The organism is Novipirellula caenicola, assembly GCF_039545035.1.
Taxonomy (GTDB): domain Bacteria; phylum Planctomycetota; class Planctomycetia; order Pirellulales; family Pirellulaceae; genus Novipirellula; species Novipirellula caenicola.
In genome coordinates, this window is sequence record NZ_BAABRO010000002.1 from 180,309 (window position 1) to 195,721 (window position 15,413).

Annotated in this window: 7 protein-coding genes; 3 read left to right on the forward strand and 4 right to left on the reverse strand. The window is 55.7% G+C overall.

The window, feature by feature from the left end; genetic code table 11:
- The first annotated feature begins 315 nt into the window (after positions 1–315).
- From ABEA92_RS04815 to ABEA92_RS04825, 3 genes are all read left to right on the forward strand, one after another.
- Positions 316–3,864: a mechanosensitive ion channel domain-containing protein gene (locus tag ABEA92_RS04815; RefSeq protein WP_345682669.1), complete on the forward strand. Its 3,549-nt coding sequence runs from the start codon at positions 316–318 to the stop codon at positions 3,862–3,864.
- A 272-nt stretch (positions 3,865–4,136) separates the two neighbouring features.
- Positions 4,137–7,997 (forward strand): translocation/assembly module TamB domain-containing protein, encoded by a 3,861-nt coding sequence (locus tag ABEA92_RS04820; protein ID WP_345682670.1) that lies wholly within the window; start codon positions 4,137–4,139, stop codon positions 7,995–7,997.
- Between the two features lie 67 nt (positions 7,998–8,064).
- Positions 8,065–8,946: a polysaccharide biosynthesis/export family protein gene (locus tag ABEA92_RS04825; RefSeq protein ID WP_345682671.1), complete on the forward strand. Its 882-nt coding sequence runs from the start codon at positions 8,065–8,067 to the stop codon at positions 8,944–8,946.
- Positions 8,947–9,053: 107 nt separating this feature from the next.
- Here the strand turns inward: ABEA92_RS04825 and ABEA92_RS04830 are convergent, their stop codons facing one another.
- From ABEA92_RS04830 to ABEA92_RS04845, 4 genes are all read right to left on the reverse strand, one after another.
- Positions 9,054–10,130: a succinylglutamate desuccinylase/aspartoacylase family protein gene (locus ABEA92_RS04830; protein WP_345682672.1), complete on the reverse strand. Its 1,077-nt coding sequence runs from the start codon at positions 10,128–10,130 to the stop codon at positions 9,054–9,056.
- A 147-nt stretch (positions 10,131–10,277) separates the two neighbouring features.
- Positions 10,278–11,495, reverse strand: a complete 1,218-nt coding sequence (locus ABEA92_RS04835; RefSeq protein ID WP_345682673.1) for a RimK family alpha-L-glutamate ligase — start codon at positions 11,493–11,495, stop codon at positions 10,278–10,280.
- Positions 11,496–11,714: 219 nt separating this feature from the next.
- A complete protein-coding gene (locus ABEA92_RS04840) occupies positions 11,715–13,175 on the reverse strand; it encodes a sigma-54-dependent transcriptional regulator (RefSeq protein WP_345682674.1) in 1,461 nt (486 codons plus the stop codon).
- Positions 13,172–15,292, reverse strand: a complete 2,121-nt coding sequence (locus tag ABEA92_RS04845; protein ID WP_345682675.1) for a PAS domain-containing sensor histidine kinase — start codon at positions 15,290–15,292, stop codon at positions 13,172–13,174. The genes ABEA92_RS04840 and ABEA92_RS04845 overlap by 4 nt, the downstream gene beginning before the upstream one ends.
- Between the last annotated feature and the right edge of the window lie 121 nt (positions 15,293–15,413).

The following is a 15,413-nucleotide window of genomic DNA, read 5'->3' on the forward strand; positions in this document are numbered from 1 at the left end:
GTGGCAACCGCGCGACGAGATCGACGCGGGTTGCGGCCCGTCCAAAAAAGCGAGCGAGCGAACCAACGAACGAAGCCCAACATCACAGCGGCGCTTTCGTGAAACGCTTGGCCCTTTGTTCAGCCACATCGTCGCGATATTGGTGGATCCTCGCTCCGTAGATCCGATCGTTCCGCCAGCTCGAAACTTCTCTCGTTTTGCGGCTTGACCGTCCTGGCACGGATTGCGTATTCGAAGTGCCTGTGCAGCCGTGCGTCTCTTGGAATCTGTCACGAGTCTTTAAAAACCATTTGTATGAACCAACCGAAGTGCCTTTTGCGACACGTTGCAGTCTTTCAGGTCATCGCAGCCCTGATTTTGGCAGCGGCTCCGTCTCATGCCGAGCAAGGCTTTGCGCTTCCAGAAAACGTTCCACTGCCAACGACGGTTGAGGTTCATCTTGATGACGTCGTCGTTCCTGCCGCCTTTACGGAACCAAGCGTCGCACCCGAGGCCAAGGTCGCAGCGAACATCAAAAAAGAGACGATCGCGACCGAGTTGGCCTCGATCGAAGCGGCAACCAATTTGTCCGAAGATGATCGCAAAGCGTACGTCGAGCGTCTGCGTAAAGCAACCGAATGGTTAGACAACCGCGAAGTTGCCAAGAAACGTCTCGCTGAAATGGAAACGTTTCTACAAACGCTGCCCACCGCCCTTGCCGAAGCACAAGCAGGCGTGGCGGCACCGCCCGAACCCGAGGCTTCGGTGGTCCCCGCCAGCGGCACCATTGCGCAGCTCGAACAACAATTGATTGGCCTGCGGACTCAGATCGAAGCCGACGAAAAGGAACTACAGCGCAAAGAACGCGATATCGAAAATCGCACGGTCCGTCTTAGCGACCTCGCCAAAGAGACCGTCGAACTCGAAAAGCGGTTGGGCGATGCCAAGAAACAAGTCGCATCGCTTGGTACCGAAGAGCTTTCCAGTCGCGTTCAATCCATCGAACAACAGGCTCGCATGCTGTGTCTGGAGCAGCAATTGATCACGATGAAGGCGGAACGCCGTCGACTCGAAGAGGTCGCTCCGCTGTTACCGCTGCAACGCGATCTAATCAACCGCACGCTGAACCACCGAAAAAAGCAACTGGTCAGCTGGCAGTCCGCCGTTGATAAATGGCGAAAGGATGAATCACTGCGTCAAGCTGCCGAGGCACGACGTGTCGCCGATGAATCGCATCCGGCACTGAAATCGGCGGCCGAGGTGAATGCCGAGATCGCTGAATCTCGGATCAAGACCGCAGCCGACATCGAGCGAATTGGCAAGATGCACGAGCAACTGCAGGCTAAAAACAAGCACTTCGAAGAAGCGTTTGAAACGCTGCGTTCCAAGGTCGAGCATGCCGGCGCGACATCGTCCACCGGGTTGTTGCTACAGAAACAACGAGGCGAATTGCCCAAGCCTCAGGAGTTTGCCAGTCGCGTCGAGTTGGTCGAAACCGAGATGCCCGCCACGCATCTGCAATTGACCGAATGGAAACAGATGCGGCGGGATGTGTCCGACCCGGACGAGGCGGCCAAATTGATGGTCGAATCACTTGCGGCATCAGTCCAGCAATATGATCACGACAATGTGGTCAGTGTCGTTTCCCGGCTACTTCGTGATCGCCGCGACCTGCTTGATAACGCGATCGCGGATGAGGAATCGCTGCTGCGGAACCTGAACGAACTCGAGTTGATCAACCAGACGGTGGAAACGCAGGTCGACGAATTCCGCCAATTCCTCGATCAACGGGTCCTTTGGATCCGCAGCTCCGACGCAATCGCGGTCAAGGATCTTCGCGAAGCATTCAAGGGATTCTTGCTGTTGATGGCCCCTTCGAAATGGATCGAAGTCGCGCAGGTGTTTGCCGGTGACATGCTTCGTCGGCCCGTCATCATGGTCTTTCTGGCTTCATCGTTTGTGCTGCTGGTTCTCTTTCACGCTCAAATGCTGGCGGCGGTTCGCCGTTTGTCGCAGCCGCCCGAGCCTGGCACCGAAGCGAGCTTTTTACGTTACGCAGCCGCCTTTGGCATCACCGTCTTTCTATCCGTTCGCTGGCCCATATTGTTACTGGCCGCGGGATGCCGCTTGCGAATGGCAAGCGGATCGACCGAATGGACCCAAGCCGTTGGTGACGCCTGCGTCACCACGGTGCTGTTCCTATGGGCTTGTTCGCTGGTCCGCGAACTGTCTCGTCGTGAAGGGGTAGGCGAGCGTGTGTTCAAATGGTCGCCCACGGCATTGGCGAAAGTGCGCAACGTCGTCGATTTGACCGTATTTGTCGGTACGCCCGTCTTTGCCCTGCTGCAGTTGACCCAGCTCAGCGAGGTCGAGGAGATGCGAAGTCTGCAGCGTTTGCTGTTCATTTCGATCTTGGCCTTTGTGGGACTTCAAATCGGTTGGTTGGTTCGACCGTGGGGTCCATTCATGTTGTGTCTGCAACGCGAAGATTCGACGTCGATGACGTATCGATTGCGGCATCCGATTTGGTTGGCCGTCACGGGCGCCCCGATCGCCTTCGCGATCCTGTCGTTGGTCGGATACCATTTCTCGGCCTACCAATTATCAGGCCGCTTGGCCGAGACGGGGATCGCATTGGTTGCGATCATCGTACTGTATTCGTTGGCGATTTGTTGGTTAGAAGTCACCGGATTCAACCGGGCGTTGGCAAAGCAGATTGCAGCGGAGGCCGAACAAGCCAAATCGCTCGAGGTTCATGCGAACCAACCGAACGCCGAAGACGACGAGGATGCAGATGCCGACATGCTCGCTCCGGTCGACTTGCAAGAAACTGTCAATTCTGAATTTTGTGATCTACTGCGTTGGGGCAGCGTGATGTTGCTGATCTGTGGTGGATGGATCATTTGGGCCGACGTGTTACCCGCTTTGCGAGTGCTCGACCGCGTCGTGCTTTGGACAAACATCGAAACGATTGCCGAAACCGTTGTCGACCGCCAAGGCTATCAATCGGTCGTAATGACCGATCGCTCGGTTCCCACGACGCTAACCGATGCAATCGCAGCCATTTTGGTTGTCATGGCAACCATGATGATCGGGCGGCGATTGCCCAGCGTTTTAGCGCTGACGGTCTTGGACCGGTTGCCCCTGGAATCTGGAACCCATCAAGCTGTCTCGATCCTGGTCCGCTACGCCGCCACCATCGCCGGTATTCTTTTTGCCTGTCAAGTGATCCGGTTGTCGTGGAGTAGCGTTCAGTGGTTGGCCGCAGCGATGACCGTGGGCTTGGGTTTCGGATTGCAAGAGATCTTTGCCAACCTAGTCAGCGGTCTGATCATTCTGTTTGAACGTCCAATCCGTGTCGGTGACATGGTGACCGTTGGCGATCTGACCGGCAACGTTTCTCGTATGCAAATGCGGGCAACCACGATTACCGATTTCGATCGCCGCGAGATGATTGTGCCGAACAAAAAATTCATCACCGACAACGTCATCAACTGGACCTTGTCCGACCCCATTAGCCGTATTGTATTGCCGGTCGGGGTGGCTTACGGGACGGACGTGGCTCAAGTACAACGAATCCTGCTGAAAATCGCCGAGCGAAATCCGTCGGTCTTAAAAGAACCTGCGCCAAGCACGTTATTCAAAGGGTTCGCCGAAAGCACACTCGACATTCGGCTTCACGTTTTCATTCCAAAACGCGATGTCTATACGGTCGTGCTGAACGAATTGAATTCCGCGATTGTCACCGAACTGCGACGGGCTGGGATCGAAATCGCGTTCCCACAACGTGATCTGCACATCAAGTCCGTGCAATCACTCGCGGCGCTGATGCCGCGAGAAGTCGAACGCGACCGCGAGCGGGTGCGTGATCAAAACGCCGCGTGATGCGGCGGGGAAACATTTTTCAGTCAACAAGCTTGTGTCAACCAGGTTCTATCAACAGGCTCGGGTCGACGTGCACCGCTGCCCCCCAAGTCACGTGGCCCCCAAGTCACGTGGCCTCCAAGTCACGTGCCCCCAAAGCCGTTTGCCATCAACCATTCGGCATCCAGTGGAACGCGAAACGGCAGGCCTCGCCGCTGGACGATTGAATCAGACCGACAGGTTGGCAACCTGGGCTACTTTAGTGCGAGTTTTTCAACGTGGTTGTTTCAGGGATGAAATCGAAGTGGCGGCGCTGGTTGACGCTGGCGTTTGCTGCTGGCTTCATCTTAGTGCTCTGTCGCAACCACATCGCGCGTGTTGCCGCGGTCAAACTCGGCAGCTACTTTCTATCCACGTCTTTGGAAATTGATTCCGTCCTGCTCAATTGGGGTACGTTCAGCGTCAGTGGCATCACACTGCGTGAACCGCGGACCAGCGAAGACGGTAGCATTGACCATGACGCCGTCACCGCTCACGAAACCGCCGACCCTCAGGTCACCATCGGTGGCCTCACTGTCGACTGGTCCATTCTCAGTGGACTTCGCGAAGGCGTCTGGGCACCTCGCGTGGTGGTCCATGCCCCCTGTTTGCACGTGCGATTCGACGACACCGGAGCGTTGATCTCGCGTTTTCCACAAAGCGAAGCCTCTGGGGGAGATCCCAGCGGCAAGATCCCGATCCAACAATTGTCGGTCGACGGAGCGAGGTTGGTGATCCACCAAACCGGCCGCGAATCCTTTACTGTGCCCGACATTCGAGTGCAGGCCGAGTTTAGTGATGCGATCCAGCTTCGCACCTTGATTCCCGATCTGTTCGGGGGAAGCATCGACATTCGGACTCGAATTCACCCCACGACGTTCGTCGGAAATACGAGCCTCGTGGTTCATGGCATCAAGTTTGACACTGCCAAACTGCAACATCTGCCCTTGGTACCCAAGTCCATCAACCAGCATCCGATCACATCGAGCGGATCACTGCAGGTGGCCTGCAATCACGCGACCGGAATCGCACCTGATTCATTGTCGATAGCGATCAAAGGCAGCCTGTCAAACATCCAATCGCAACACCTAGGTCGTATCGCCAAACAATTCGAATTGAAGGCGGCGCTGCGACACGGCGATCTTCGCATCGAAGCCACCGGCGATCCACTGGACGGACTGGCTGAGATGAAACTGGATGCCAAGATTCAATCCGAATCGGCCACCGTCACCGCGACCAGCAAATTGGAAAATTGCGATTGGAAACGCATCTCAACCGCCTTTCCACAAATCCCTCGCTTCATGCTGGCGTGCCAATCAACCAGCCACCTTTCGCTGCAATGGCAACGCGACCGGCTGGCTTTCCAAGGCAACGTCACCGGGACAGCGTCCGATTTAGATCTCGACGGCATCTCCATCGCCGATGTTCATGCGGACATGCAAACCCAAGGCTCGATCGATCCTCAGCATCCCGAATCGCTCGCCGGACACATTACCGGATCTATCGAATCCGGCGGAGTCAATTTGCGTCAGCTTGGTGAACGTCTCGAAGATCCCGAGATGAGCGGAAACGTGCGGCTTTGCGGATCAATCGACCTCGATCTACAACAGCTTGCCTCGCCCAACGGCCACACAGGCGAGGTGATCGTGAATTGCAGCGGGGTGTCGACCCAGGATGCCACGATGGATGACGCAGAATTCCGTCTTTCGGTTGCCGAGGGAACCGCAACGCTTAGCAGCACGGACGTGCTCGTTCGTGACAAACCGGGACATCCTTGGTTACACCTGCTCGCGTCCGCGACGATCCCGCTGGACATGGACGCTGACATCGATTCACGTGCGACTATCTCGATCACCCCATCCGATTCGCTTCCCACGCTGCTGGGACTTCCGAAAACGCAGCTTAGTGGCCGATTGGCTACTGAAATCACCGCGTCGTGTCCGGTTCGACACGCTGCCCAGGCGGCCGCCTGGACGGCGAACATAAACGTGCGTGGACGTGACTTGATCGTGGCCGGCGAATCCATCAACGATTTCGACATCCATCCCAGCCTTGGTAGCGGCCAGATTTCGGTCCCTGCATTTGCATTGCGTTGGCGTGAAAATCAGTGCCAATTCTCGGCCGATGGAAGCGTGGACGATTCGCTCACCCTATCGGGAACGATTCAGTCGAATACGGTTCGCGTCGATGATCTATCCGCCGTCGTTTCACGATTTTCAGGAAGTCGGTTGCGTGCATCTGGCGATGCATCGATCCGCGGCCATTTTGATTTCAGCAGCTCGCCGCTGAAATTTACCGCAGGGGGTGACGCTTCGCTTGAAAATGCCCGCTATGCCGGAAAATGGCTAGGCGCGGCCCAGCTGCGATGGAACGCCGATCCGTCTTCGTTTGCATTGGCGAGTTCGTCAGACGATCTTTTCGGTGGACAGTATCAACTGACCGCGACGGCTCGCGATTTGGACTGGACCAAAACCATCGTCGAAGGCGAATTCCAGAATATTCAAGCATCGCGGCTGGTCGCTTGCAGCGGTCTATCGATTCCCTCGAGCGGCACCCTGCACGGTGGATTGCGGGTCACTTCGATCGCCGACCTCGAATCGCTAAACGGCCATGCGTGGCTGCAAAGCAAGAACTTGTCAATGAAACAATTGCCGCTGGAAATTCGACAAGCCGCGATCAAGGTGGACGCAGGCGCCGTCTCAGTCAACAGCGACGGCGGCTTGGCGACAGGTCGCTATGCCGTCGCCGGCCATGGCCAACTTGATCGCTTGGTGCGATTTTTCGAATCGGAATCGCCACCGATGCTTGAGCAGATTCCGGTCACCTTCGAAGCCAAGCTGTCGGATTTGGCGCTGCATCGTGTGATTGCAGCAATGGATTTGCCTCGAGATACGCGTCGATTGAGGGCGACAATCTCGGGTGACTGTGTTCGCACGTCCGCGATGTTCGATGGCAGCCGCTTGTGCAGCCTGAATGGATCGCTCGAGAAACTGCGGTGGGATCGCAGTCTCGTTTCGGATCGCGTTGCCGTCAGCATGGCGATTCATCCCAGTCGCATCGACGTAGACAACCTCAGCGGCCATTTCGCCGACGGACGACTATCGGGCAAAGCGAGTGTCGACTTCTCGGCCACGCCGGTGGGACGTTTTGATTTTTCGGCCAACCGAATCAACTTGCGTCGCGCCACGGCGCCGTTTGTTTCCGCAGAAATGTCCGGCACCGCCAATGTCCAAGTCAGCGGACGTATCGGCCCCGTCGTCTCGGGACGTGCTGACGTTTCGGTCGATCACGCGGTGATGGCAGGACTAGTCATTCGCGAAGCCCGATTCCCCGTGGACTGGAGTTATTCTCAGGCATCGCAGATCGCGCGGTGGCAATGTCGAGCGGGTGTGGTCGGTGTCGGCGGCGGACGTGTCCATGTTGCGTCGCAAGGCAATTTTGATCGCAGTTTGTCGATGGCGACCTCGATGCGAATCGAACGTGTCGACACGGCCAAGTTGTTGCAAGGATCCTCGTCGGGCGCGGGTGTGATCGACGGCAAGGTGACGCTGAACGCCAAGCGAGCTCGTGACGCGAAAAACTTTGTCGGTCACTTTGACCTGGAAATGTCAAATATCAATGCGATGGAACTGCCCATCATGGACGAGTTATCGTCGCTGGTGCGTTTGGCCCCATCACGCCCCGGAAATGGGCAAGATGGCGGGTATGTCTACGGGCGAATCGCAGGCGGTTTGGTGCAGGTCGAAGAGCTCGCGATCTCGCAAAGCACGGTACAGGTATTGATGTCCGGGACGGCATCGATGGACGGGCGATTGGATTTCGACGTGACCGCAAGTACCGAATCCAACGGCCCCGCCGACCAACTTTTGGAAATGGCCAATTCGCCGGTCATGATGGCCACCGCGGCGCCGATTGCCGTGGTCGCGAAGGCCAACGAATTACTCAAAGACCGGGTCGTGCATGTGCATGTCGGAGGCACATCGGCACGCCCCACGCTGCGTTTGCAACCAGGAAAACAATTGAGTCAGGACGCCGTGCGTTTCTTTCTCTCAAGCAGTCTGGGCACAAACGTGGCAGATGCCGTCGGCCCGCAAAACCGTCCATCACGCCGTTAGCGTGGCGACTGCGACAACCGCCATGGCGGCCTTAACCGTACACGTTTTTATTGACAAGGATGAATCGATGAAACTGAAACCTGTTGTCTATCGCGCGGTCGGGACGGCCGTTCTAACCACCTCGCTCGTCATCTCGCTGATTTGGACTCAGTCGGGGTGTCGTACCGCGGCATCGATGGGACTGCCCGTTTCGGCTGGTTCGCACACATTGATGTCCGACGCAGCCGAGATTCGCGAAACGGTTGGCCATCAAGGCAATGTGGCAACCGAGCTAGCCAAATTGACCCTTCCGCCTCATCGCGTCGAAGCAGGCGATGTGTTGGTGATCGAACCCAATGATTTTGATTCACCGGTGCGTTTATCGAGCGACCAAACGGTCCAACAAGACGGCACGATTGAACTCGGTTCCTACGGACGAATGCAAGTCGCGGGAATGACGGCCGAAGAGATCCAGCGACAAGTCCAAGGGTTGGTGGCTCATCATGAAACGCAAAAGCGTCAAACCCGGATCGCGCTTGCGTCACACCGTGGGGACACCGAAGAGGAGCCATTGGCCCCGATCGATCACGGCGTGACCGTGCGATTGGTTAACAAAGAGAGTGGGCTGTATTACGTGATGGGCGAAGTCAACGCGCCGGGATCTTACCCATTGGTCGGGCACGAAACGGTGCTCGATGCAATCATCGCCGCCGGTGGGCTTTCCGACCGCAGCAACGATCACAAGATCATCCTGACGCGGCCGCAATTGCCGGGACAACCTCGATTGATTCTGCCGGTTTGTTATCAACAAATCCTGCAACTTGGCGACGTCGCCACGAATTACCAATTGATGCCCGGAGACCGCATTTACGTCCCCAGCATGACGATTTGGGAAGATGTTAAACAGAGCGTTCGCTGGAACGGTGAGAAGAGCTGTCCCCAGTGCCAAGAATATTCGATGAAACCGTAATCGTTATTCGATTCGCCACGTTTCCGATAGCGATATTTCGCCTGAAGATGGTGCTTCGCGATCGACGACCGCCATCCACGCATTGGCAAACGCGGCTACAAAACGTTTTATGATTCGTCGATTGGCGATTCGCTGGCTTCGGTGACCTGAATGTTGGTGGCGAGGTGTTCGTGGGCGGTTCGCTGCACATCATCTCCCGCGATCTGTTTTTCGTGCCGTCTCGCAGATTTTGGATTCGCGAGTCTGCCGATATGGACCACCGGTTCACCGGGCTGCACCGCGGGCAGCGTCGTCATCCCGATCACCACTCCCGAAAACGGTGCTTCCAAGCGGTTTTGATCTTCTGCCAACAGGTTGCTGTTGGTGGCAATCGCTTGTCCTTTGACGACGGTGTCGCCGGGTGCGACGTGCATCGACATAAACCCGCCGCGCTCGGCGCGCAACCAACGCGTCTCGCGAATGATCGCCTGAGTGTCAGGAATATCTGGCTTACCCGGCATCATGTCTAATTCCTTCAAACAATTGAAGATGCCGCGGGTCATACAATCGGCAACGGACGATTCCACCTTCCACACTTCGCCACCTTCGATGATGATCGTCGGGCAGCCCGCCTTCGTTGCTTCGCGTCGCAGCGAGCCCTTGGGGCCTTTGCCATGCAAAATAATCCCAGCGCCAAACGCTTCGGCTAAACGGACACAATCAGGATTCGAAAGATCAGCGCGGACGTTCGGAAAATTCGTGCGACGTACCGCAGCGGTGTGCAAATCGATGCCGTAGTCGCACTTGGTGATCAACGAATCGAAAATCACCTTGGCCAATCGCGACGCCATGCTGCCGCCCCGGGTCCCGGGAAAACAACGATTCAAATCGCGACGATCGGGCAGATAGCGTGAGTGACGTTCGAACCCCAGCACATTCAGCACCGGGATCAACAACAACGTCCCCGACTGCAACACCCATGAACGATCGGCCAACAACGCGCGAATCGCACCGGTCCCGTTCAATTCGTCTCCGTGCAGTGCCGCGGTCACAAACACCGTCGGTCCCGGTGATAGCCCACGTCGAATTTGAATCGGGATCACCACGCTACGACTGCTGTAGCTTTCCGTTACTTCGAATTCGGTGTTTGCCGATTGGCCCGGCGCGATATCGCAGCCGAACCAATGATGGTCAGAATTAGTCATGAATGAAACGTTACTCGATCCGTGTCCACTTGGGTGAAAAGTCTCGTTTTTCGGAATCGCATCTGACCTGACAAAGCGTCATACGATTCCTGCTTTCAAGAAAACACCGCCTTCAAAAAAGGCGTGTCCCTCTATTTTACACTATCGTTAGTGCGATGGTGAATGCGTCGACGCTTCATCGATCCTCGCTTGTTCGAGCGTCTTGATCTTGGGTGCCCGTTTCTTACGTGTCTTGGTCGGCACCATTTCTTTCATTGCTTCGAGTTTTCCAAAGCACAACAACCGGTCACCCGCTTCCATCTTGCGAGAGTATTTCGGGTTTGGAATCACGGTATTGCCGCGATACAACGTCAACACATTGATGTCGCGATCGGTAAAGGCCGCGTCGGTGATCGTCATCCCCACGAACTGCGAGCCTTCGGGTACGACCAATTCACAAACCCCATAACCGCGGCTAACCGTCAAACGTTGACGAATATCCATTTCTGGGAAATCCACGTGCGCGGCACAATATTCGATGATCGCGCCGGCAATGTCCTTTTGCGTCGCCCGCTCGATGCCTTCTAGTCCCGGCGAACTGTTGACCTCCATGACTTGCGGCCCATGTTGCCCTTCGAGCATATCGACTCCGGCGACCCGCAGCCCCATGATTTGAGCCGCACGAATCGCGGTTTCACGAAACTCGTCATTAAGTTCCACCGCTTCGACCACCCCACCACGGTGCACATTGCTGCGAAACTCGTCTCCTTGAGCAACACGCCGCATCGCTCCGATGACTCGATCGCCAACCACAAACGCTCGCACGTCGCGTCCTTTGCTTTCGGAAACGAAGCTTTGCACTAGCACGTTTTGTTTCGCGGTTTGCAATGTTTCGATAATCGCTTCAGCAATTTTGATCGTGTCCGCCAAAATCACGCCGACCCCTTGGGTGCCCTCGAGCAATTTGATGATCACCGGTGCTCCGCCAATCCGCTCAATCGCCGGGATCACGTCGCCGCGATCGCGAACAAAGGTCGTCTTTGGCATCCCAATGTGATGCCGGCTAAGAATCTGAAGACTACGCAGCTTGTCGCGACTGTTGGCAATCCCAGCGGAGCTGTTGGCTACAAACACATTCATCTGCTCCAACTGGCGAACCACCGCAGTACCGAAATAAGTAATGCTGGCACCGATACGAGGAATCATCGCATCAAAATCCGCCAGCGGTTTGCCGCGATAGTACAAATCCGGTTTGCCTCGCTGCAGATCAATCGCACACTTCAGTGTATTGATCACCGAGACCTTGTATCCACGTTCCTTTGCCGCGGCGACCAACCGGCGAGTGCTGTAACACCGCGGTGCGCAAGAAATGATGCCAAGTTTCATAACGGCAAAACCTTCGTCGAGAAAAGAGGGAATGCAACGCGAAAGAACATCGCGCTGTCGCGATAAGCTCTAAGTTACGCGACTTTGGCAACCAGAGCCAATGAATCATCCAAGAAAACATGCAATCAGCTTGAATGGCTGGCATAAATGCATTCTTGATACCAAAGAAAGCCCGCATTGGTGATCGCGATCGATTGCCGTCTGCGATACTCACTCGACCTAGCCGTTCTTTTCAGCCCCACTTCCTAATCCCAATTGTTTCAGCCGACTTCGTAGTGTCGGCCGACTCATTCCCAACCGGCTGCTTGCCGCGCTGACGTTGCCCTGAGTGGCACGCAGAATTTCGGGCAAAATTTCTCGATCAACGGCATCGTGGATATCCGCAGCAATGTTATGCGATCCATCTTCGAGTAACGTAGAGGCCCAATTCCTCAGATTTTCTTGCCACGTCCCCACGTTTGCGGGTTTCGTCAAACCATCATCGCTAAGTGGGCTAAACGTTTTTGGCAAAAAGGCCGGCACGATCACGGGACCACTTGCCTTCAGTAGCGTTTGCTTGATGACGCCTTGTAACTCGCGGACATTGCCCGGCCATGAATGAAGTTTCAGTGACGCCATCGTTTCCGGTGCGATCGAGACATACTCTTTCCCCAGCGTTTTAGCGAACCTTGCAAAAAAGTACTCGGCCATGATCTTGATGTCTTCGCCACGTTCACGCAGCGGTGGCAACGAGATGGTGTATTCGTTCAATCGGTAATACAGGTCACTGCGAAAGCTATTGTCCAAGATCGCGGCTTCGACATCTCGGTTGGTTGCTGCGATGATCCGAACATCGGATTTGATCGTCTTGGTACCGCCGACCCGCTCGAACTCTTTCTCTTGCAGCACACGCAGCAGCTTGGTTTGCATCATCGGACTCATGTCACCGATTTCGTCCAAGAACAACGTGCCGCCGTTACAGACTTCGAATTTACCGACATGCCGCTGATCAGCCCCTGTGAACGCCCCTTTCTCGTGACCAAACAATTCACTTTCGAGCAAATTCTCGGGAATCGCGGCGCAGTTGATCGCATGAAACAATTGATCACGACGATTGCTGTGCTGATAGATCGCGCGGGCGACCACCTCTTTCCCGGTACCGGTTTCTCCGAGAATCAACACGGCCACATCACGTGCCGCCACACGTCCGATCGAACGAAACACTTCGACCATCGCTTGGCAGTCACCCAGCACGCGGTCGGTGCTCGAGTCATCCGCATCGCCTTGCGTTTCCGATGGCAATACCGCTGGCTTCCTCGCCATTCGGCTGGTTTCTAACGCAGAATCGATCACTGGCAAGATATCGTCCGGTTCGAACGGCTTGGTCACGTACTCAAACGCGCCGCCGCTCATCGCGCCAATCGCCGTTTCGGCAGTTCCGTGCCCCGTCATCATGATCACCGGGACTCGGCGATCGAGTTCACGGAATTCGTGCAGCGCCGCCAACCCGGATTGATCCGGCAATTGGATATCCAACAGCACAGCATCGGGTTTGTGTTCCGCAAACAGCTGCAAACCTTTGCTTGCCGAATCAGCCGTGATGACGTGGTAGTCCGGCGCCGGCAAACATAGTTTCATGACCTGCAGAATCAATGAATCATCATCTACCACCAACAAGGTGCTCGGATCATTGGACGTCATTTGGCCGAATCGCTTTCATGGAACGAAGAGGAAAGAGCAGGGAAGATTACCGAGATTCGCGTTCCTTCACCGACCGTCGATCGCACGTCGACCACCCCCTCGTGGCTTCGCACGATACCGATCGTCGTGCTCAAACCAAGCCCCGTGCCTTGGCCGCGTTCTTTCGTCGTGAAAAAGGGATCGAACATCCGTTCGCGAATCTCTTTGGGGATCCCGGTTCCCGTATCGGACACCGTGATCGACAAGTATTGACCTGGTTGCAGCGTTGCGTAGGAATACGATCGCTCGCTTGCCAACGTCATCGGAACTGCGGAAATTGTCAATTCGCCGTGTTGATTCATCGCATCGCGAGCGTTGATGGCAAGATTCATAATCACTTGACTGATTTCGGTTTCGTCGCCGAGGATGTCAGGCAGATCCGAGGCCACTTCGGTCTTTAATTCAATGCCTTTCGGCAGCGTCGCCTGCAAAATTGCGGCAACTTCGGGGATGATCGTTCCCACATGGATCGGTTCGTGCTCACCGTCACCCCCGCGAGCAAAGGTCAACAATTGAGCAATCAGATCCGCACCCCGGCTGGCGCCACTGCCGATCGTTTCAAGCAAGGCATCGCGATCAATGTTGGCGTTTTTTCGCTGCAGCATACGGCAGCTCATCAAAATTGGCGTCAGCAAATTGTTTAAATCGTGAGCGATACCGCTGGCCAAGGTACCCAAACTCTCCAAGCGTTGCCGTCGCCGTTCGACTTGTTGCAATCGTTTGCGTTCACCAAGATCCAAATCCAGCACGACTTCGCCAATGGTCTCGTTCGCTTCGCGGATCCGTGTACGACGTCGCTCAATGCGAATGCCACGACCTGCTTTGGTGGTCGCCACCAATTCGCCCGACCAACGCTCGGTTTCAGCATATTTGACCGCGTGGATGTTGTTGTCGTTGCCTTTGGGGGGAACGATTTTCAACAGATCGTTTGCGGTTTGCCCGATCACCTCTCCGGCTTCGAAACCAAACAACCGCTGGGCTCCGCGATTCCAATACACCACACGGCCGACCGCGTCCAAGATATGCAGTGGTTCGGGAATCTCGCTCAATAGCGCCTCGTGTTGCTTTAACCGCAATCTCGATGCCTCGCGTTCGGAGACATCACGTACGGAAATCGCCAAAAACTCTTGATCACGGATGGTTTGCGGCGTGACGGTCAATTCGGTGTGCAGTCGTGTTCCATTGGGCCGAGTGGCTTTGACTCGCCGTGACAACGTGCTCTCACGATCATTTTCGACCAAGCGATTGGCCAACCACTCGTCGATCACGGTGGTGGCGAATAACGATCCGACCGTCATCCCCTTGAGCGTCGCTTCGTCGGACTGAAACATTTCATCCAGCGCAGGGTTGGTCATCTGGATCCGGCCATTTTCGTCCGTCAACAGAATGCCGTCGGACGATCCCCGCACGATCAACGCAAACCGCTCGTCCGCTTCGAGCGTCCTTAAATCGGCGAGTCGTCGCAACTGTTGCTCGCTGCGTCGCGCCGCATACAGCAGCCCAACCAACCCCAGCATCATTGCATGGCCTCCGATCAATACCCATGCAGCACTACGCCGCTCGCGGTCAGCCGACTTTTTCATCGTCGTCAAACGCTGATGATGCTCGGACAAACTCGTTTCCAAGCGAGCACGCAAATTGGTGGCTTCGTTGCGCAGTCGTGTTCGCTGCGGCAAATCCAACGAAGTCGCGATCGGGGTCAGCGGTCGAATCTCGTTGAGATAGCGTCGGGAATCAAACAACAAAGGATCAAGTCCTTGTAACACCGCCGCCTCGTTGGACAACGCGACCTTCTGCAACTCTTCGATGAGTTGTTCACAGCGACCGATCGCTTCGACCATTTCACGGCGATCTTGTTCGTCGCCCCCCAAAGTCAATGCCCTCAGTCGTGAAGCAGCCGTACCAAGCGTGAATCGCAGCGTGGCAAGTCGCCCAAGTTGTTCTTCGGTGTTGACAATACGACGATGCGAGCGTGGCAACCCATCAAGCGCTCGATAGGTGATCAAGCACGAAACCATGATCGTCAAGACGGCAATCGCCACCGCAATTGCGAACGCGTTATTCCGCAACCAACGCATCGATGGTCACTTGGGTAATACAGTGAGTGATGGAACAAGTTTCACAGTGAATTAATCTTTGCCAATCGGCACATCGTTTGCTTACGATTGTTTGCTTACGATCAGGTGACCCAAAGGCGTT

What these genes read in the sequence shown, in the direction of transcription:
- ABEA92_RS04820 (WP_345682670.1), top strand. Translation starts at nt 4,137, where the DNA reads ATGAAATCGAAGTGGCGGCGCTGGTTGACGCTGGCGTTTGCTGCTGGC.
- ABEA92_RS04825 (WP_345682671.1), top strand. Translation starts at nt 8,065, where the DNA reads ATGAAACTGAAACCTGTTGTCTATCGCGCGGTCGGGACGGCCGTTCTA.
- ABEA92_RS04830 (WP_345682672.1), bottom strand. Translation starts at nt 10,130, where the DNA reads ATGACTAATTCTGACCATCATTGGTTCGGCTGCGATATCGCGCCGGGC.
- ABEA92_RS04835 (WP_345682673.1), bottom strand. Translation starts at nt 11,495, where the DNA reads ATGAAACTTGGCATCATTTCTTGCGCACCGCGGTGTTACAGCACTCGC.
- ABEA92_RS04840 (WP_345682674.1), bottom strand. Translation starts at nt 13,175, where the DNA reads ATGACGTCCAATGATCCGAGCACCTTGTTGGTGGTAGATGATGATTCA.
- ABEA92_RS04845 (WP_345682675.1), bottom strand. Translation starts at nt 15,292, where the DNA reads ATGCGTTGGTTGCGGAATAACGCGTTCGCAATTGCGGTGGCGATTGCC.